Origin of the sequence: Micromonospora sp. A3M-1-15 (assembly GCF_024213425.1) — a bacterium.
GTDB lineage: Bacteria > Actinomycetota > Actinomycetes > Mycobacteriales > Micromonosporaceae > Micromonospora > Micromonospora chersina.
In genome coordinates, this window is sequence record NZ_JANAVK010000004.1 from 38589 (window position 1) to 55842 (window position 17254).

The window sequence follows — 17254 nt, forward strand, 5'->3', positions numbered from 1 at the left end:
ACCGCCGGGACGTGCGTCGATTTGAAATCCCGGGGCGGGGTACAGCATCCCCATGCCCGCCGAGATCGATGAGACGCCGTCCCGGCCCGCCGCGCGGGCCTTCGCCGGCAGCGCGGTCGCCGTGGTGGTGGCCGGCGCGGTCGCCCTGCTGACCCGGCAGCCGTGGCTGTTCCCCAGCCTCGGACCGGCGATCATGCTGCACGTCGAGCAGCCCGCCAAGCCCGAGTCCTCGCCCCGCAACACGGTCGTCGGGCACCTGGTGGCGCTCCTCGCCGGATACGGGTTCCTGCTGGCCACCGGCCTCGCCGACCATCCGTCGGCACTCCAGGAGGGAGTGTCCGGGGCGCGGATTGTGGCCGCGGCCGGCTCGCTCGCGGTCACCGCCGCGGTGCTGGTGCTGCTGAAGGCCCCGCACCCGCCGGCCGGCGCGACCACGCTGATCGTGAGCCTCGGGCTGCTGCACACCCCCGGCCAGCTCGCCGTCGCCTTCGCCGCCGTGCTGCTGGTGACCGTGGTGGACCTGCTGTTCAACCGGGCGACCGGTCGACCGATGCCGCTCTGGGCGGCGCCGAAGGAGGGATGAGCGATGGTGGACCGGATCGCCGACCCCTGGGGGCCGCGCACGCCGTACGGTCCGGGTGAGCGCTGGCCGGTGCGGGTGGACACCTTCCTGGCCGACGGGCACACCGAGGCCGACGTGCAGCGCTGGGTGCCCAGCGCCTCGATCCTGCACTCCAACGGCGACGCCATGGACATCGCCGTCATGGACGACCGCATCGTCGGTGTCCGCGGCCGCTCCGGCGACCGCGTCAACCACGGCCGGGTCGACCCGAAGGACCTCTACGGCTGGCAGGCCAACCACAGCCCGGACCGGCTGCGCCGGCCGCTGGTCCGGGAGGGGGACCGGCTGGTCGAGACGGACTGGGACACCGCGATGGGCCGGATCGTGGCCCGGTCCAGGGAACTGCTGGACGGCCCGGGCGGCTGGGGCCACTTCGGCTTCTACACCAGCGGGCAGCTCTTCCTGGAGGAGTACTACACGCTCAGCGTGATCGGGAAGGCCGGGATCGGCACCCCGCACATGGACGGCAACACCCGGCTCTGCACCGCCACCGCCGCGGCTGCGCTCAAGGCGTCCTTCGGCACCGACGGGCAGCCCGGGTCGTACACCGACGTGGACCACTGCGACGCGATCGCGCTCTGGGGGCACAACGTCGCGGAGACCCAGACGGTGCTCTGGATGCGGATGCTGGACCGGCGGCGCGGGCCGAACCCGCCGGCGATGCTCGCCGTCGACCCGCGCGCCACCCCGGTGGCCCGGGAGGCCGACGTGCACCTGGCGCTGCGCAACGGCACCAACCAGGCGCTGCTCAACGGCCTGCTCCGGGAGGTCATCCACCGCGGCTGGTACGACGAGGCGTACGTCGAGGCGCACACGCTCGGCTTCGAGGAGCTGTGCCGGGTGGTGGAGGACTACCCGGTCGCCACGGTGGCCGACATCTGCGACCTGCGGGCCGCGGACATCGAACGCGCCGCCGAGCTGCTCGGGCGGTCCGAGCGGCTGCTCTCCACCGTCCTCCAGGGCTTCTACCAGTCCAACCAGGCCACCGCGGCGTCCTGCCAGGTGAACAACCTGCACCTCATCCGCGGCATGCTCGGCCGGCCCGGCGCCGGGCTCTACCAGATGAACGGGCAGCCCACCGCGCAGAACAACCGCGAGTGCGGCGCCGACGGCGACCTGCCCGGCCTGCGCAACTGGGCCAACGAGGAGCACATCGCCGAGCTGGCCCGGCTGTGGAACGTCGAGGTCGACAAGATCCCCCACTGGGCGCCGCCGACGCACGCCATGCAGATCTTCCGGTACGCCGAGCAGGGCTCGATCAAGCTGCTCTGGATCTCGGCCACCAACCCGGCGGTCTCCCTGCCCGACCTGGCGCGGATCCGCCGGATCCTGGCGAACCCGGAGCTGTTCGTGGTCGTGCAGGACCTCTTCCTGACCGAGACCGCCGAGCTGGCCGACGTGGTGCTGCCGGCCGCCACCTGGGGCGAGAAGACCGGCACCTTCACCAGCGTCGACCGCACCGTGCACATCTCCGACAAGGCCGTCGAGCCGCCCGGCGAGGCCCGGCCCGACCTGGACATCTTCCTCGACTACGCGCGCCGGATGGACTTCCGGGACTCCGACGGGAACCCGCTGATCACCTGGACCGGGCCGGAGGAGGTGTTCGAGGCGTGGAAGGAGTGCTCCCGCGGGCGGCCCTGCGACTACACCGCGATCACCTACGACAAGCTGCGCACCGGCGGCGTCCAGTGGCCGTGCACCGACGAGCACCCGGACGGCACCGAGCGGCTCTACACCGACGGGGTGTTCAACACCGACCCGGACTACTGCGAGTCGTACGGCCACGACCTGGCCACCGGGGCCGAGCTGCTGCCCGGGGAGTACCGGGCCAAGCAGCCCGGCGGGCGGGCGTTCCTGCACGCCGCGCCGTACCAGCCGTCGCCGGAGGTGCCGAGCGGGGACTTCCCGCTGCTGCTCACCACCGGGCGGACCGTCTACCAGTTCCACACCCGGACCAAGACCGGCCGGGCCGCCCAGCTCGTGCACGCCGCCCCCGAGTCGTGGGTGGAGCTCAACCCGGCCGACGCCGAACCGCTCGGCGTCGGCGAGGGGGACCTCGTGCGCATCGAGTCGCCGCGCGGCGTCGTCCGCGCCCGGGCCCGCATCTGCGGGGTACGCCCCGGCGTGGTCTTCCTCCCCTTCCACTACGGCTACTGGGACGCGGCCGACGGGGCCGCACCGGGCGAGGGGCGGCACGACCGGGCGGCCAACGAGCTGACCATCACCGCCTGGGACCCGGTCTCCAAGCAGCCGATCTTCAAGGTGGCGGCGGTGCGGGTGGTGAAGGAGGCCGACTCGGGCGGCCGGCCCTCGCCCGCGCCCACGGTGGGCGGTTCCGCCCCGCCGGAGGGCTCCGGGATCCCGGCCACGGTCGGCGGGCCGGCCGCCGAGGCGCCGTCGAGGGGGGAGTGACATGCACCTGGCCCACTATCTCGGCCTGCTGCACAAGGCCCAGGAGCGCCTCGGTGACGCGTTCACCGAGGTGGGGAAGTCGCACGGGGACGAGCCGGACGTCTTCCACACCTGCGAGAAGCTGGCCACCCAGTGCCGCGGACACGCGGAGAAGCTGGAACCCTTCGCCCGCCGGTACGCCGAGGAGGCCCCGGCCGAGCCGGACCGGCTGCACTCCGAGCTGTTCTCCGGCACCCGGACCGGTCCGATCGGGCTGCTCCGTGACCTCCAGGACCTCTACCTGATGGCCGCCGAGTGCGACATCTGCTGGACGGTGGTCGGGCAGGCCGCGTACGGGGCGCGCGACGAGGACCTGCTCGGTGTGGTCAAGGCGTGCGAGCAGGAGACCGCCATCCAGCTCAAGTGGCTCAGCACCCGGATGAAGCAGGCCGCCCCGCAGGCGCTCGTGGTCGCCGAGTGACCGCCTGTCACACCCCCGGGTGAGACTGGCGCCGACCCCGCCCGTCCGGGGCGGGCGGCGCGAGGAGGCGCGATGGCGCGGATGATCTGGCACGTCACCATGTCGCTCGACGGGTTCATCGCCCCGCCGGACGACTCGGCGGAGTGGATGTTCGGCTTCGGCGCCGCCGGCCCGCTCGGGGTCGAGACCATGCGCCGCACCGGCGCGATCCTCTCCGGCCGGCGGGGCCTGGAGCTCGGCAACCGGCCCGGCGAGGGGGCCCGGGCCATCTACGGCGGGGCCTGGTCCGGTCCGGTCTTCGTGCTGACCCACCGGCCCGCCGAGCCGCTCGACGGGGTCACGTTCCTCTCCGGTGACGTCGGGAAGGCCGCCGACCTCGCCCGGGAGGCGGCCGGCGACCGCGACGTGGGCGTGTTCGGCGCGGACGTGGCGCGCCAGTGCCTCCGGGCCGGGCTCCTCGACGAGCTGGTCGTGCACCTCGTGCCGGTGCTGCTCGGCGGCGGCGTACGCCTCTTCGACAGCCCCGACCTCGGTCCGGTGACGCTCCGCAAGACCCGCTGCGACGACCCGGGGCAGATCACCGACCTGCGGTTCGCGGTGGTGCGCTGATCACGCGGTCCGGCGTACCCCGTCGACGACCAGGCCGCTGGGCGGCAGGGCGGGCATCCGGCCCAGGTCCAGCGCCAGGTCCTGCGGCGGCACCCGGTAGCTCATCGACCCGGTCAGGTTGCCGACCGCCCGTTTCAGCAGCTCGATCGTGATCCACTCGCCGGCGCAGCGGTGGCCGGTGAAGTGGTCGCCGCCGCCCTGCGGCACCAGCCCGAACGGGTCGCCCCGCCAGTCGTCGAAGCGCTCCGGCCGGAACTGCTCCGGCTCCGGCCAGAGCTGCGGGTGGTGGTTGGTGCCGTAGAGGTCGAGCAGCACCCGCCGGCCCTGCGGGAAGGCGTACCCCTGCCACTCGAACGAGCGCCGGACCCGGGCCGCGGCCACCGGGAAGAACGGGTAGTAGCGGCGGACCTCCTGCACGAAGCTCTCGGTGGCCGCGTCGTCGCCGCGCACCCGGTCCCGCCAGTGCGGGTGGTCGTGCAGCGCCAGCGCGGCGAAGACCACGAAGCGGTCCACCGCGACGGTCGGGCGGAGCACGTTGAGCAGTTCCACCGCGGCGATCCGGCGGGGCAGCAGGATCCCCTGCTCGTCCCGGTGCCCGGCGATCACCCGCAGCGCGCTGCCCTCGGGCGCGGGCAGCGCACCGGAGCGCACCCGCTTGATCGCGTCGCCGGCCCACCGTTCGGCGCGGCGGCGGCCGAGCACGCCCCGCCAGTACCGGGGGCCCACCGCGGCCGGCCCCTCGATCATCGCGTGCATCTCGGCGGTCCGGCGCGGCACGTCGGCGTCGGCCAGCGGCACCCCGGCCCAGGCCCAGACCGCCCGGGTCAGCATCCGGGCCACCTCGTCGTAGAGCACCACCGGCCCCGATTCGGCCCAGGCCGGGATCCGGGCCCGCCACTCGTCGTCGAAGAGCTGCCCGAGGTGGTGGACCGCCGCCGGCGTCATGATCGACATGAACATCGCCTTGCGGTCCCGGTGCGCCGCGCCGTCGAGGCCCTGGACGCCGGCGACGCCGACCAGGGTGCGCTGCCCGCGCATCGGCATGGCGCCGCGCCGCACGAAGCGCTCGTTGTCGTAGAACAGCTCGGCGGCCGGGCGGCCGCGCAGGCAGATGGTCGGCTCCAGCAGCAGCCGGGTCTGGAAGATGTCGCTGCCGAGGCGGTCGCACCGCGGGCCGACGAACCGGTAGCCCTCGCGGAGGAACGCCAGGGTGCTCTCCGGGCTGCGGTCGCTCGGGATGGTGCTCATCAGCTGCTCCTGACGCGGCTCGGCGGCCCTGCACGGTCGCTGCGCTACCTACCCGGGCCGGCGCAGGCGAATCCTCTACCCAGCCCCCGCCCGTCTGCGCCGCCGGCGCCCCCGAGCCTCCTCTACCCAGCCCTCCGCCCGTCGGCGCCGCCGGCGCCCCCGCGCCACCTCGGCCCGGCCTTCCGGGTCCGGCGGTCGCGGTGTGCCGGGGGAGGGGCCGGCGGCGAGCGCGGAAGCTGGCCCCTCCCAGGGCGCGGAAAAGCTGGTTCGCTTCGGGGCGGGGCCGGCGGCGGCCGGTCCCGCCCGCGCCGGCAGGACACCGGCGGGGCGGCATCGGCGACGGGGAGGACGGATGCGCGACGACAGAGCGGCACACCGGCGGCACCGGCGGGCGGTGACCGGGCTGCGCCACGGCGACCGGGAGGAGCCGCTGATCGCGCCGACCCGGCGCGCCGGGGCCCGGCCGCCCCGGCACTTCACCGTGCACCTCGGCTTCGAGGCGGCTGACCCCACGATCGCGCGGGAGCTGGCGGTCGCCTACGCCGAGGCGCTCGGCCTGCTCCGCCCGGAGCTGGCGCTCGGCGCGGCGGCGCTCTCCCCGGCCGACGCCTGGCACCGCGCGGAGCGGCTCTTCTGCGGGGCGGTCGGCCCCGACGGCGAGCGCTGCGCGGACGTGGCCGGCCACCCGGGCTTCCACCACGCGCCCGGGCCCGGCGGGCTCGGGTGGGGCGACGGTGACTGAGCGCCCGGGCTCAGCTCAGGTCGAACTCGCCGTCCTGGGCGCCCGCGACGAAGGCGTCCCACTCGTCCTGGGTGAAGACCAGCACGGGCCCGTCCGGCTCGGCCGAGTTGCGCATCCCGATCAGGTCGTCGACGAAGGCCACCTCGACCGCGCTGTCGGACGTGTCGCCCTCGGCCCGCTGCCAGACCGCACGGGACAGGTCGAAGTCGCCCTTGGGGTGCTGACCCATCGTTGTTCCTCCATCGCCAGGGGTAACGGGGGAGCCCACTCGGACCCCATCGGGCAGGATAAGCGGATGCCGAGCCTGAGCCGTGTAGAGGCGACCGCGCGTGGCGCGCTGATCACCGTCGAGTCCTACCAGGTGGACCTCGACCTGACCGGCGACGCCGAGCGGTTCCGCTCCACCGTCACCATCCGGTTCCGGGCGACCCCCGGCGCCGAGACCTTCGCCGAGGTCAAACCCCACCGACTCCTCGGGGCGCGCCTCAACGACCGGGACCTCGACCCGGCGCTGCTGGAGGACAACCGCCTGCCGCTGACCGGGCTGGCCGCGACGAACACCCTGACCGTGAGCGCCGAGATGGCCTACTCCAACACCGGCGAGGGGGTGCACCGCTTCGTCGACCCGGCCGACGGCGAGACCTACCTCTACGCCATGTCCTTCCTCGACGACGTGCAGCGCATCTTCGCCGCGTTCGACCAGCCCGACCTCAAGGCCCCGGTGACCCTCGCGGTCACCGCCCCGCCGGAGTGGACGGTGGCCGCCAACGGCCAGCTCGCCGACCGGCCGGCGCCGGGGCGGTGGGAGTTCGCGCCCACCGCGCCGCTGGCCACGTACTTCGTCACGCTGATCGCCGGCCCCTGGCACGTCCGGGAGGACGAGCACGACGGCATCCCGCTCGCCGTCTACTGCCGCAGGTCCCTGGCCGCGCACCTGGACGCCGACGCCGAGGAGATCTTCACCGTCACGAAGCAGTGCCTCGACCGGTTCCACCAGCTCTTCGCCGAGCGCTACCCGTTCGGCAAGTACGACCAGGCGTTCGTCCCCGAGTTCAACGCCGGCGCCATGGAGAACCCGGGCCTGGTGACCCTGCGCGACGACTACATCTTCCGCTCCGCGGTCACCGACACCCAGCGGGAGCTGCGGGCCACCACCATCGCGCACGAGATGGCGCACATGTGGTTCGGCGACCTGGTCACCATGCGCTGGTGGGACGACCTCTGGCTGAACGAGTCCTTCGCGGAGTACCTGGGCACCCGGGTCACCGCCGAGGCCACCCGTTTCACCCAGGCGTGGACCACCTTCGCCATGCGCCGCAAGGCGTGGGGCTACGCGGCCGACCAGCGCCCCTCCACCCACCCGGTGGCCCCCGAGGAGGTCGCCGACGCGGCCCAGGCGCTGCTGAACTTCGACGGCATCTCCTACGCCAAGGGCGCCAGCGTCCTGCGCCAGCTGGTCGCCTGGGTCGGCGACGAGCCCTTCCTGGCCGGCCTGAACGCGCACTTCGGCAAGCACCGGTTCGGCAACGCCACCCTCGCCGACCTCCTGGAGAGCCTGAGCGCCGCCAGCGGGCGGGACCTGGCCGACTGGGCCGAGCGCTGGCTGCGCCGCCCGCAGGTCAACACGCTGCGGATGGAGACCGCCGTGGACGCCGACGGCCGCTGGGCGAAGGCGGCGGTGGTGCAGACCGCGCCGGAGGCGTACCCGGTGCTGCGCCCGCACCGCATCGGCGTGGCCCGCCACGCCCCCGACGCCCCGGTGCACCACTTCGAGGTGGACCTCGATCCGGCCGCCGACCGGGGCCGCACCGTGCTGGCCGAGCTGGTCGGGCAGCCGGCCACCGGCCTGCTGCTGCCCAACGCCGGTGACCTCACCTTCGCCAAGATCCGGCTCGACCCCGCCTCGGCGGACGCGGTGCCCCTGGTGCTCCCGGGGCTGGCCGACCCGCTGGCCCGGGCGCTGCTCTGGGGCGAGGCCCTGGACGCGGCCACCGACGGCGAGCGGCCGGTGACCTCGCTGGTGTCCCTCATCGCGGCGGCGCTGCCGGCCGAGACCGAGGTGATCATCGCGGAGGACGTGCTCAGCCTCAGCCGCAACCTGGTCGACCGCTACCTGGACCCGCTGGCCCGGGACGCGGCCCTGCTCCGCGTCGCCGGGGCCTGCGCCACCCTGCTGGCCGGCGCCCCGGCCGGCGGCTCGCTGCAACTCGCCGCGGCCCGCGGGCTGATCGGGGCCACCACCGACACGGGGCTGCTCGCCGGCTGGCTGGCCGGCGACGGCGTGCCCGAAGGGCTGGCGGTCGACGCCGACCTGCGCTGGGCGCTGCTGCACCGGCTCGTGGTGCTGGGCGCGGCCGGCGAGCCGGAGATCGCCGCCGAGGCGGCGGCCGACCGCAGCGCCACCGGTGCGGAGCGGGCCGCGCGCTGCCGGGCCGCGCTGCCCGACGCCGAGGCCAAGCGGGCCGCCTGGGAGATCGTGACCAGCAACACCGACCTCTCCAACCGACTGGTCGAGGCGACCGCGGAGGGCTTCTGGCAGCCCGAGCAGACCGAGCTGACCGCCGGCTACGTCGAGCGGTACTTCGCCGACATGCCGGCGGCGGCGCGGCTGCGTACCCCCTGGACGGCCGACCGGGTCGCCACCCTGGCATTCCCCCGCTACGCCGTGGCCCAGCCCACCCGGGAAATGGCCGCGGCGCTGCTGGCCCGCGACGACCTCACGCCGGGGCTGCGCCGGCGGGTCGTCGACCTCGACGACGACCTGCGCCGCGCCCTGGTCGCCAGGACGGCGGTGGCCGCCGCGGGCGCCTGACGGGGCGACCGCGCCGGGTGGGGCGTACCCCTGCCCGGCGCGGTCCGTGGGACGGCCCAGCGGCCCCGGCGGACGCTCGCCGGGCCCCGGCCTACGATCGCGGGGTGGAGGAAGACATCCGGCGGATCGGGATCATGGGCGGCACCTTCGACCCCATCCACCACGGGCACCTGGTGGCGGCCAGCGAGGTGGCGGACCGGTTCGGCCTGGACGAGGTGGTCTTCGTGCCCACCGGCCAGCCGTGGCAGAAGGCGGACGAACCGGTCAGCTCGGCCGAGGACCGCTACCTCATGACGGTGATCGCCACCGCCTCCAACCCCCGCTTCCAGGTCAGCCGGGTCGACATCGACCGGGGCGGCCCCACCTACACCGTCGACACGCTGCGCGACCTGCAGGCCGAGTACGGCCCGAAGGTGCAGCTCTTCTTCATCACCGGCGCGGACGCCCTGGAGCGCATCCTCTCCTGGAAGGACCTGGACGAGGTCCTCGAACTTGCCCACTTCATCGGGGTGACCCGCCCCGGCTTCGAGCTGTCGGACAAGCACCTGCCCGCCGACACGGTCAGCCTCGTGCAGGTCCCGGCCATGGCGATCTCCTCGACCGACTGCCGTGCCCGGGTGGCCCGGGGTGAGCCGGTCTGGTACCTGGTACCGGACGGTGTGGTGCAGTACATCGCCAAACGGCGGCTGTATCAGCGGTGATTCCGCCCGGAACGTGAGCGTTTGTCCGCGTAATCGACCAGAACTGACAAGTCGCCGCCCCGGCGGGTGTGAGAGGCTTGGAGGGTCGCACGGTTGATCGAAGGAGAACGGTGACAGTTTCCGAACGCGCTCACGAGCTGGCGATGGCCGCCGCCCAGGCCGCGGCCGACAAGAAGGCGCAGGACATCGTCATCATCGACGTGGGCGACCAGCTCGCGATCACCGACGCGTTCCTGCTGGCCGCCGCTCCGAACGAGCGTCAGGTGCTCGCCATCGTCGACGCCATCGAGGAGCGCCTGCTGGAGCTGCCGGAGAAGGCCAAGCCCGTCCGCCGCGAGGGCGAGCGGGGCGGCCGCTGGGTGCTGCTCGACTACGTCGACATCGTGGTCCACGTGCAGCACACCGAGGAGCGCGAGTTCTACGCCCTCGACCGGCTCTGGAAGGACTGCCCGCAGGTCCCGTTCGTGGATCGCGACCTCGCCGACTCGGCCGCCGGCACCGCCAGCGCGGAATGACCCGCCTGATCATCTGGCGGCACGGCAACACCGACTGGAACGCCGCCGGCCGGGTCCAGGGGCAGACCGACGTGCCGCTCAACGACCTCGGCCGCGAGCAGGCCCGCACCGCCGCGCCGGTGCTGGCCGCGCTGCGCCCGGACGCCATCGTCGCCAGTGACCTGCGCCGGGCCGCCGACACCGCCGCCGCGCTCGCCGCGCTGACCGGGCTGCCGGTCCGCACCGACGCCCGGCTGCGCGAACGGCACTTCGGCCAGTGGCAGGGCCTGGCCCTCACCGAGGTCGCCGAGCGCTTCCCCGACGAGTACGCCCGCTGGCGGGCCGGCGACCCCGACCCCGGCGCGGGCATCGAGAGCCTCGATGACCTCGGCAAGCGGCTCGGCGCCGCCTTCCAGGAGGCGGCCGACCTGGCCGCCGGCGGCACCGTGGTCGTCACCACGCACGGCGGCGGCGCCCGGCAGGGCGTCGGCCACCTCCTCGGCTGGGACCACGCGGTGCTGCGCAGCGTCGGGTCGCTGGCCAACTGCCACTGGACCGAGCTGCGGCACGACGACGGCGTGCAGCGGCGGACATCTCCTGGCTGGCACCTGCGGGCGCACAACGTCGGGCTGATCACCCAGCCCGCGCTCACCGACGCGTTCTGAGCCGTTCGGCCCCGGCGCGCCGCCGTGAGATCGGCTAGCGTGCCGGGCATGCCCGTCGCGGTCGTCACCGACTCCACCGCCTACCTGCCGCCCGAGCTGGTCCGCGCGCACCGGCTCACCGTCGTCCCGCTGACCGTCGTGCTCAACGGCGCCGAAGGGCTGGAAGGCGTCGAGACGTTCCCGGAGGACGCCACCCGCGTACTGAGCGGCCGGCGCGTCACGGTGAGCACCTCCCGGCCGGCCCCCGAACAGTTCGCGCAGGTCTACCGGCAGCTGCTGGCCGACGGCGCCGACGGGGTCGTCTCCGTGCACCTCTCCGCCGAACTCTCCGGCACCGTGGAGGCGGCCCGGCTGGCCGCCGCCGAGGTCGGCGACGACCGGGTCACCGTGGTCGACAGCCGCTCCACCGGCATGGGCCTGGGCTTCCCGGTGCTCGCCGCCGCCGCGGCCGCCGCCGGGGGCGCGGACCTGTCCGGGGTACGCCAGGCGGCGCTCGACGCCGTCGACCGCACCACCATCTTCTTCTACGTCGACACCCTGGAGTTCCTGCGCCGGGGCGGCCGGATCAACGCCGCCGAGGCGCTGCTCGGCACCGCCCTATCGGTCAAGCCGATCATGCACATGCCGGACGGCTCGATCGTGGTGCGGGACAAGGTCCGCACCGCCAGCCGGGGCATCGCGCGCCTCGTCGACCTGGCGGTCGAGGCGGCCGGCGACGCCGACGTCGACCTCGCCGTGCACCACCTTGCCGCGCCGCAGCGCGCCGACCAGTTGCTGGCCGCGCTCACCGAGCGGCTGGGCGACCGGCTCCACGACACGTACGTCACCGAGGCCGGCGCGGTGATCGCCGCGCACGCCGGCCCCGGCCTGGCGTGCGTCGTCCTCCACCGGCGCCCGTGATGGCGTCCGCCGCCGTGGGTGGCGTCCTGATCGCCGTGGTCGGTGTCGTTGCTCTGGTTGTCGGGCTGCGACTGGTCGGATCTTGGAGAGTTTCCGTTTTTCTCGAACGGCAACTCGCCACGATCGCCGGGACTCGGAGGGTCGGATGACCGCGCGGTCCTACCTGGTCGCCGGGTCTTCGGCGGCCCGATGAGCGCCGGGTCTTTCGTGGTGACCGGCGGGGGCCGGGGCGTCGGGCGGGCCATCGCCGAGCGGCTGGCCGCCGACGGTGGCACGGTGGTCGTCGTCGAGCGGGACGAGTCCGCGCTGGACTGGCTGGCCGGGCACCCGGCCGCCGACCGGCTGCGCGCCGTGACCGGCGACGCCGCCGACGAGGACACCACGGGGCGGGCCGCCGACCTGGCCGAGGCGGCCGCCCCGCTCGCCGGCTGGGTCAACAACGCCGCCGTGTTCCGCGACGCCGCCCTGCACCGTGTGCCGGCGGGGGAGGTGTTCGACCTGATCGCCGCCAACCTGCGCCCCGCCGTGGTCGGCGCCGGCACCGCCGTACGCCGGTTCCTGGCCGCCGGCGCCGGCGGCGCGATCGTCAACGTCTCCTCCCACCAGGCCCGCCGGGCGGTGCCGGGCGCGCTGCCGTACGCCACCGCCAAGGCCGCCGTCGAGGGACTGACCCGGGCCCTCGCCGTGGACTACGGCGGCCAGGGGATCCGCACGAACGCGGTCGCGCTCGGCTCGATCCACACCGAGCGGCACGCCGCCTTCCTGGCGGACCTGGGTCCGGCCGAGGCGGACCGGGTCGAGGCGGAACTGGCCCGGCTGCATCCGGTGGGCCGGATCGGGCGCGCCGGAGAGGTCGCCGAGGTGGTGGCCTTCCTGCTGTCGGCGGGGGCGGCCTTCGTCAACGGGGTGACCCTGCCGGTCGACGGGGGCCGGGCGGCACTCGGCCCCGACCCCGAGGCGCGGTAGGGGTGGTGACCCTGCCGGTCGACGGGGGTCGGGCGGCGCCGGGTCCGGTCCCGGAGGCAGACCGGGCACTGTGGATCGTCCGGCGATCTGGTCCCGGGCGCCGGCCACCCGGCCAACTTCGACAACCCGGCGGCGGTCACCGACGCCGTACGCCGCTTCGCCCGGGAGCTGTCCCCGGCCCGCTGGCAGTGGGCGTGCGGGCGGCTTCCCGCTAGCCGAGGTCCGGGCGGCGCAGCGTCAGCGACTGGAACCGGTGGCCGCGGCCGACGTCCACGGGATGGAAGTCCACGACGTCGAACGACGCGGCGGCGAACGCGAGCAGCTGCTCGTCGGTGCGGAACGAGAAGAAGCGCGGCGGCTCGTGCTCATCGCCGTCGATGGGGCCTTCGGCGCTCTCGGTGCCCCCGTACACGCCGACGAAGAACAACCCGCCGGGGCGCAGGATCGCCCGGATCGCCGCCAGGACCGTGGGCAGGTCGTGGTTGGGCACGTGCAGCAGGCAGTTCATCGCGAACACCGCGTCGAACGAGCTGGCCGGGAAGTCGAGTCGCAGGAAGTCCATGACGTGGGCCTCGATGCCCTTGGCCCGGCAGTGCTCGACCATCGCCGGCGAGAGGTCGGCCGCGACAACGGCGAAGCCCTCCCGCTGGAACCAGGCGCTGTCGTGTCCGGTGCCGGCACCGATCTCCAGCAGCCGCGCCCCCGCCGCCAGCCGGTCACGGAACGCCTGCCGTTCCGCCACCTTCCACGGCTCCTTGGTGAGCCCTTCACGCCATGCCGCGCGGGCGTCGTACGCCTCTCGTAGCGGGCTGAGCACCTCGGCGTATCGGATCGTCATGTCGACCATTGTCAACGAGCCGGGGCGGTCGCGGTGTCCCGGCGCGACGGCTCCGACCTCTCTCACAAGGGCTCACCTAGCACAGATGGAGGTGGTCCGGGGGGTCGTCCACAAGGCTGTTCGTCGTCCACAGGCGAGCGCTGACGTCCGCTCCGGGCCCGGTTGGCGCCGTAGCTTCCAGCCGTGTCAGACGACGAGGAGACGACGGTACGGCGGCGGCTGTCCCGGCTGTTCGAGCCGGTCGGTGCCGCCATGCCGGCAGAGGGCTTCCGGCTCGGTCCGGATCTCGACCCGGACCTGCCGTGGGCTGCGCAGGCTTCCTCCTCTGCCGATCCTCGGCCACTCGCAGCGGTCGCGGGTTCGGTCCCCGTGCGTGCGTCCGGTCGCACAACCGAGTCGGGCCGGGTGACCCCTGACGTCGGCGAGAGGTGGCCGTTGACGAGCCTTGCCGACGAGGCGCTGCCGGCCGGTGGCGAAGGTGGTCGACGCGGGCACGAACCTGGGGGCGCTGCCGACGATGCCGGGGCACGGCGGCCTCCTCTGGCGTCCCGGCTGCCCGGGCCGGGTGCCTTCGATCCCGGCCGGCGGGGTGTCCGGGCCCTCGCCGCCGTGGCGGTCGTCGTCGTGCTGGTCGCCGGAGTCTGGGCCTGGCGTTCCCGGCCACAGGCGGAGCCCGTCCGTCCGGCCGCGGCGGTCGCCGCACCGGAAACCCCCGCGCCGGCGCCCACCGCCTCCACCGGCCAGGTGGTGGTGGCGCTGGCCGGCAAGGTCCGCCGCCCCGGCCTCGTCCGCCTCCCGGCCGGCGCGCGGGTTGCCGACGCCATCGAGGCGGCCGGCGGCGCGCTGCCCGGCGTCGACGTCGCCCTGCTCAACCCGGCCCGCAAGGTCACCGACGGCGAGCTGATCCTGGTCGGCGTCAGCGCCCCACCCGGTCAGGCCGCCCCGCCCGGGCCGACGACCGGAGGCGGACCCGCGGCCGGCGGCGCGGCGCCGGGAAGCGGCCCGGTCAACCTGAACACCGCCACCCTGGCCCAGCTCGACGCGCTGCCCGGCGTCGGCCCCGTGCTCGCCCAGCGGATCCTCGACCACCGCGACCAGCACGGCGGCTTCCGCTCGGTCTCCGACCTGCGCCAGGTCGACGGCATCGGCGACGCCCGGTACGAACAGCTCAAGGACCTGGTGACGGTGTGAACACCGGCGAGCCGCCCCGCCGCGCCGCCGTCGGGAGCGGCGTGGCAGCCGGAGGAGAGCGACGCGCCGACCGCGCGCCCGATGTCCCGGTCGATGGCGGCGGCGCGACAGTGGGGGACGTCCCCGACCTGCGGCTGGCCGGGCTGGCCGTGGCCGCCTGGCTCGCCGCCCTGGCCGGCCTGCACTCCACCGCACGGGCGAGCGTCACCCTGGCCGCGGTCGCCGCAGGCCTGGCGCTGCTCACCGGCGCCTACCTGTGCGGCGTCATCGGCCGCCCGGCCGCCCCGGTCCGCCGCTACGGCTGGATCGCCGTGGCCGTGCTGCTCGGCGTGGTCTGTGGCGCGACCGCCACCGCGGCCCGCCTGGCGGTCCGCGACTCGGGGCCCGTGCGGGCGCTCGTGACCGGGCGGACCCTGGTCACCGCCGAGCTGGTGGTCCGCGACGACCCGCGCCCCGTCCGGGGTGCCGCGGGCCGCCCGGCCACCCTGCTCGTCCGGGCCGACCTGGTACGCCTCACCGACCCGGCCGGCCGCCAGGTCACCGGCACGGTGCGCGGCCTCGTGCTGGCGAGCGACCCGGCCTGGCGCATGCTGCTGCCGGGGCAGCGGGTGACCGCGAAGGGTCGGCTGTCGGCCCCGCGCGGCGGGGACCTGACGGCGGCGGTGCTGTCGGCCACCGGGCCACCGACCCGGCACGGCCCGGCGCCGTGGCCGCAGCGGGCGGCCGGCGTGCTGCGGACCGGGCTGCAACGGGCCTGCGCGCCACTTCCCGACGCGCCGGGCGGGCTGCTGCCCGGCCTGGTGGTGGGGGACACCAGCCGGCTGCCGCCGGAGGTGGAGGAGGACTTCCGGGCCACCGGCATGACGCATCTCAACGCGGTGTCCGGGTCCAACGTGGCCATCGTCGTCGGGGCGGTGCTGCTGCTCGCCCGCTGGGCCCGGGCCGGTCCACGGACGGCCGCCGCGCTGTGCGTACTCGCCCTGGTCGGGTTCGTGATCCTGGTCCGGCCCTCGCCGAGCGTGGTCCGCGCCGCGGCCATGGGGGCCATCGGGTTGGCCGCGCTCGCCACCGGTCGGAGCCGGGCCGCGCTGCCCGCCCTGGCCGCCGCGGTCACCGTGCTGGTGCTGGTGGACCCGGAGCTGGCCGGGGACCCCGGGTTCGCGCTCTCCGTCTGCGCCACCGGTGGGCTGCTGCTGTTCGCCCCGGGCTGGCGGGACGGGCTGCGCCGGCGGGGCGTACCGCCCGGGTTGGCCGAGGCGCTGGCCGTGCCGGCGGCCGCGCAGCTCGCCTGCGGCCCGGTGATCGCCGGGATCTCGGGGACGGTGAGCCTGGTCGCGGTGCCGGCGAACCTGCTGGCCGTGCCGGTGGTCGCGCCCGCCACGGTGCTGGGGGTGCTCGCGGCGGTGCTCTCGCCGGTCTGGCCGGCCGGCGCCGGGTTCGCCGCCTGGCTGGCGAGCTGGCCGGCCCGCTGGCTGGTGACCGTGGCCGCGCAGGGGGCGCGGCTGCCCGCGGGGACGCTGCCCTGGCCGGGCGGGGTGACCGGTGCCCTGCTGCTGGCCGCCGTGAGCGTGGCGCTGCTGGTCGCCGTCCGGCGGCCGGTTCTCCGGCGGCTGGTCGCGGTCGTCGTGGTCGCCGTGGTGCTCGGCGCGCTGCCCGTCCGGCTGCTCGCGGCCGGCTGGCCACCGCCGGGCTGGGTCATCGTGGCGTGCGCGGTGGGGCAGGGGGACGCCGTGGTGCTGCCGGTCGCCGCCGGCCGGGCCGTGGTGGTCGACGCCGGCCCGGACCCGTCCGGGGTGGACGGATGCCTGCGCCGGCTCGGCGTACGTGAGGTGTCGCTGCTGGTGGTCAGCCATTTCCACGCCGACCACGTGGGCGGGGTCGCCGGGGTGTTCCGGGGCCGGCGCGTGGCCGCGGTGGCGACCCCGCAGTGGTCCGAGCCGCCCTACGGCGTCACCCAGGTACGCGACGCGGCGCGCGAGGGCGGCACCCCGCTGGCGCCGGTGGAGGCGGGCTGGCGGTGGCGGGCCGGGGCGGTCGAGCTGGCCGCGATCGGGCCGCCGTACCCGCTGCGCGGCAGCCGGTCGGACCCGAACAACAACTCGCTGGTGCTGGCCGCCACCGTGCGCGGGGTGCGGATCCTGCTGCCCGGCGACGCCGAGACCGAGGAGCAGCGGGCGCTGCGGGAGACCGTGCCGGCCGGCGCCATCCGGGCCGACGTGCTGAAGGTGGCCCACCACGGGTCGGCGTACCAGGATCCGGAGTTCCTCGCGGCGGTCCGCCCGGCGGTCGCGCTGGTCTGCGTAGGCGTCGACAACGACTACGGGCACCCCAACGCGGGCCTGCTGAACCGGCTGACCCGCGCGGGCGCCCGGGTGCTGCGCACCGACACCGACGGCGACCTTGCCGTGGTCAACACTGGCGACCGCCTCGCGGTGGTGACCCGCGGGAGCAGCCGCCGATGACGCGCCCCTGCGTGAGGTAGGCGCCCGAGGTGCGCCCCGACGCGTTCCGCACGTGCGTGTCTGACCGGTCGCCCACCCTGCCCGACCGGCCACAACAACAGTCACTTACCCGACAACCCGTAGGCCCGGCGA

General features: G+C 75.3%; 16 protein-coding genes. 13 read left to right on the top strand and 3 right to left on the bottom strand.

The features are described from left to right. Positions 1-52: 52 nt before the first annotated feature. From NLX85_RS20590 to NLX85_RS20605, 4 genes are all read left to right on the top strand, one after another. On the top strand, positions 53-583 hold the full coding sequence (locus NLX85_RS20590) for an HPP family protein (RefSeq protein WP_254337576.1): 531 nt from the start codon (positions 53-55) through the stop codon (positions 581-583). 3 nt (positions 584-586) lie between these two features. Further along, a complete protein-coding gene (locus tag NLX85_RS20595; protein ID WP_254337578.1) occupies positions 587-3034 on the top strand; it encodes a molybdopterin oxidoreductase family protein in 2448 nt (815 codons plus the stop codon). 1 nt (position 3035) lies between these two features. Further along, entirely contained in the window at positions 3036-3494 is a 459-nt protein-coding gene (locus NLX85_RS20600; protein WP_254337580.1) for a hypothetical protein, read from the top strand. A 72-nt stretch (positions 3495-3566) separates the two neighbouring features. Then, on the top strand, positions 3567-4103 hold the full coding sequence (locus NLX85_RS20605; RefSeq protein ID WP_254337582.1) for a dihydrofolate reductase family protein: 537 nt from the start codon (positions 3567-3569) through the stop codon (positions 4101-4103). On the opposite strand, the gene NLX85_RS20610 is transcribed toward NLX85_RS20605, so the two are convergent. After that, positions 4104-5351, bottom strand: a complete 1248-nt coding sequence (locus NLX85_RS20610) for a cytochrome P450 (protein WP_254337585.1) — start codon at positions 5349-5351, stop codon at positions 4104-4106. A 352-nt stretch (positions 5352-5703) separates the two neighbouring features. Between NLX85_RS20610 and NLX85_RS20615 the strand changes: the two genes are divergently transcribed. Next, positions 5704-6093 carry a hypothetical protein gene (locus tag NLX85_RS20615; protein WP_254337587.1) on the top strand — a complete coding sequence of 130 codons (390 nt, stop codon included), beginning with the start codon at positions 5704-5706 and terminating at the stop codon, positions 6091-6093. 10 nt (positions 6094-6103) lie between these two features. On the opposite strand, the gene NLX85_RS20620 is transcribed toward NLX85_RS20615, so the two are convergent. Then, positions 6104-6322 carry a DUF397 domain-containing protein gene (locus tag NLX85_RS20620; protein WP_107077806.1) on the bottom strand — a complete coding sequence of 73 codons (219 nt, stop codon included), beginning with the start codon at positions 6320-6322 and terminating at the stop codon, positions 6104-6106. Between the two features lie 66 nt (positions 6323-6388). Here NLX85_RS20620 and pepN point away from each other — a divergent pair, with 66 nt between their 5' ends. The 6 genes from pepN (at position 6389) to NLX85_RS20650 (ending at position 12631) form a co-directional block, all read left to right on the top strand. After that, complete coding sequence (gene pepN / locus NLX85_RS20625; RefSeq protein WP_254337589.1) at positions 6389-8905, top strand: aminopeptidase N; 2517 nt, start codon at positions 6389-6391, stop codon at positions 8903-8905. 104 nt (positions 8906-9009) lie between these two features. After that, positions 9010-9606 (top strand): nicotinate-nucleotide adenylyltransferase, encoded by a 597-nt coding sequence (nadD, locus tag NLX85_RS20630; protein WP_254337591.1) that lies wholly within the window; start codon positions 9010-9012, stop codon positions 9604-9606. A 110-nt stretch (positions 9607-9716) separates the two neighbouring features. Further along, the gene (gene rsfS, locus NLX85_RS20635; RefSeq protein ID WP_254337593.1) at positions 9717-10121 is read left to right on the top strand and encodes a ribosome silencing factor; all 405 of its coding nucleotides are present in this window, start codon (positions 9717-9719) and stop codon (positions 10119-10121) included. Next, positions 10118-10765: a histidine phosphatase family protein gene (locus NLX85_RS20640; RefSeq protein WP_254337595.1), complete on the top strand. Its 648-nt coding sequence runs from the start codon at positions 10118-10120 to the stop codon at positions 10763-10765. The genes rsfS and NLX85_RS20640 overlap by 4 nt, the downstream gene beginning before the upstream one ends. A gap of 48 nt (positions 10766-10813) precedes the next feature. Further along, positions 10814-11665, top strand: a complete 852-nt coding sequence (locus NLX85_RS20645) for a DegV family protein (RefSeq protein WP_254337597.1) — start codon at positions 10814-10816, stop codon at positions 11663-11665. Between the two features lie 189 nt (positions 11666-11854). Next, positions 11855-12631: an SDR family NAD(P)-dependent oxidoreductase gene (locus NLX85_RS20650; RefSeq protein WP_254337599.1), complete on the top strand. Its 777-nt coding sequence runs from the start codon at positions 11855-11857 to the stop codon at positions 12629-12631. Positions 12632-12842: 211 nt separating this feature from the next. On the opposite strand, the gene NLX85_RS20655 is transcribed toward NLX85_RS20650, so the two are convergent. After that, complete coding sequence (locus tag NLX85_RS20655) at positions 12843-13478, bottom strand: bifunctional 2-polyprenyl-6-hydroxyphenol methylase/3-demethylubiquinol 3-O-methyltransferase UbiG (RefSeq protein ID WP_254338760.1); 636 nt, start codon at positions 13476-13478, stop codon at positions 12843-12845. A 174-nt stretch (positions 13479-13652) separates the two neighbouring features. Here NLX85_RS20655 and NLX85_RS20660 point away from each other — a divergent pair, with 174 nt between their 5' ends. Then, complete coding sequence (locus NLX85_RS20660) at positions 13653-14660, top strand: helix-hairpin-helix domain-containing protein (protein ID WP_374628133.1); 1008 nt, start codon at positions 13653-13655, stop codon at positions 14658-14660. Between the two features lie 110 nt (positions 14661-14770). Further along, a complete protein-coding gene (locus NLX85_RS20665) occupies positions 14771-17122 on the top strand; it encodes a ComEC/Rec2 family competence protein (RefSeq protein WP_254337603.1) in 2352 nt (783 codons plus the stop codon). Positions 17123-17254 lie beyond the last annotated feature (132 nt).

What these genes read in the sequence shown, in the direction of transcription:
- NLX85_RS20590 (WP_254337576.1), top strand. Translation starts at nt 53, where the DNA reads ATGCCCGCCGAGATCGATGAGACGCCGTCCCGGCCCGCCGCGCGGGCC.
- NLX85_RS20595 (WP_254337578.1), top strand. Translation starts at nt 587, where the DNA reads ATGGTGGACCGGATCGCCGACCCCTGGGGGCCGCGCACGCCGTACGGT.
- NLX85_RS20600 (WP_254337580.1), top strand. Translation starts at nt 3,036, where the DNA reads ATGCACCTGGCCCACTATCTCGGCCTGCTGCACAAGGCCCAGGAGCGC.
- NLX85_RS20605 (WP_254337582.1), top strand. Translation starts at nt 3,567, where the DNA reads ATGGCGCGGATGATCTGGCACGTCACCATGTCGCTCGACGGGTTCATC.
- NLX85_RS20610 (WP_254337585.1), bottom strand. Translation starts at nt 5,351, where the DNA reads ATGAGCACCATCCCGAGCGACCGCAGCCCGGAGAGCACCCTGGCGTTC.
- NLX85_RS20615 (WP_254337587.1), top strand. Translation starts at nt 5,704, where the DNA reads ATGCGCGACGACAGAGCGGCACACCGGCGGCACCGGCGGGCGGTGACC.
- NLX85_RS20620 (WP_107077806.1), bottom strand. Translation starts at nt 6,322, where the DNA reads ATGGGTCAGCACCCCAAGGGCGACTTCGACCTGTCCCGTGCGGTCTGG.
- pepN (WP_254337589.1), top strand. Translation starts at nt 6,389, where the DNA reads ATGCCGAGCCTGAGCCGTGTAGAGGCGACCGCGCGTGGCGCGCTGATC.
- NLX85_RS20640 (WP_254337595.1), top strand. Translation starts at nt 10,118, where the DNA reads ATGACCCGCCTGATCATCTGGCGGCACGGCAACACCGACTGGAACGCC.
- NLX85_RS20645 (WP_254337597.1), top strand. Translation starts at nt 10,814, where the DNA reads ATGCCCGTCGCGGTCGTCACCGACTCCACCGCCTACCTGCCGCCCGAG.
- NLX85_RS20650 (WP_254337599.1), top strand. Translation starts at nt 11,855, where the DNA reads ATGAGCGCCGGGTCTTTCGTGGTGACCGGCGGGGGCCGGGGCGTCGGG.
- NLX85_RS20655 (WP_254338760.1), bottom strand. Translation starts at nt 13,478, where the DNA reads ATGGTCGACATGACGATCCGATACGCCGAGGTGCTCAGCCCGCTACGA.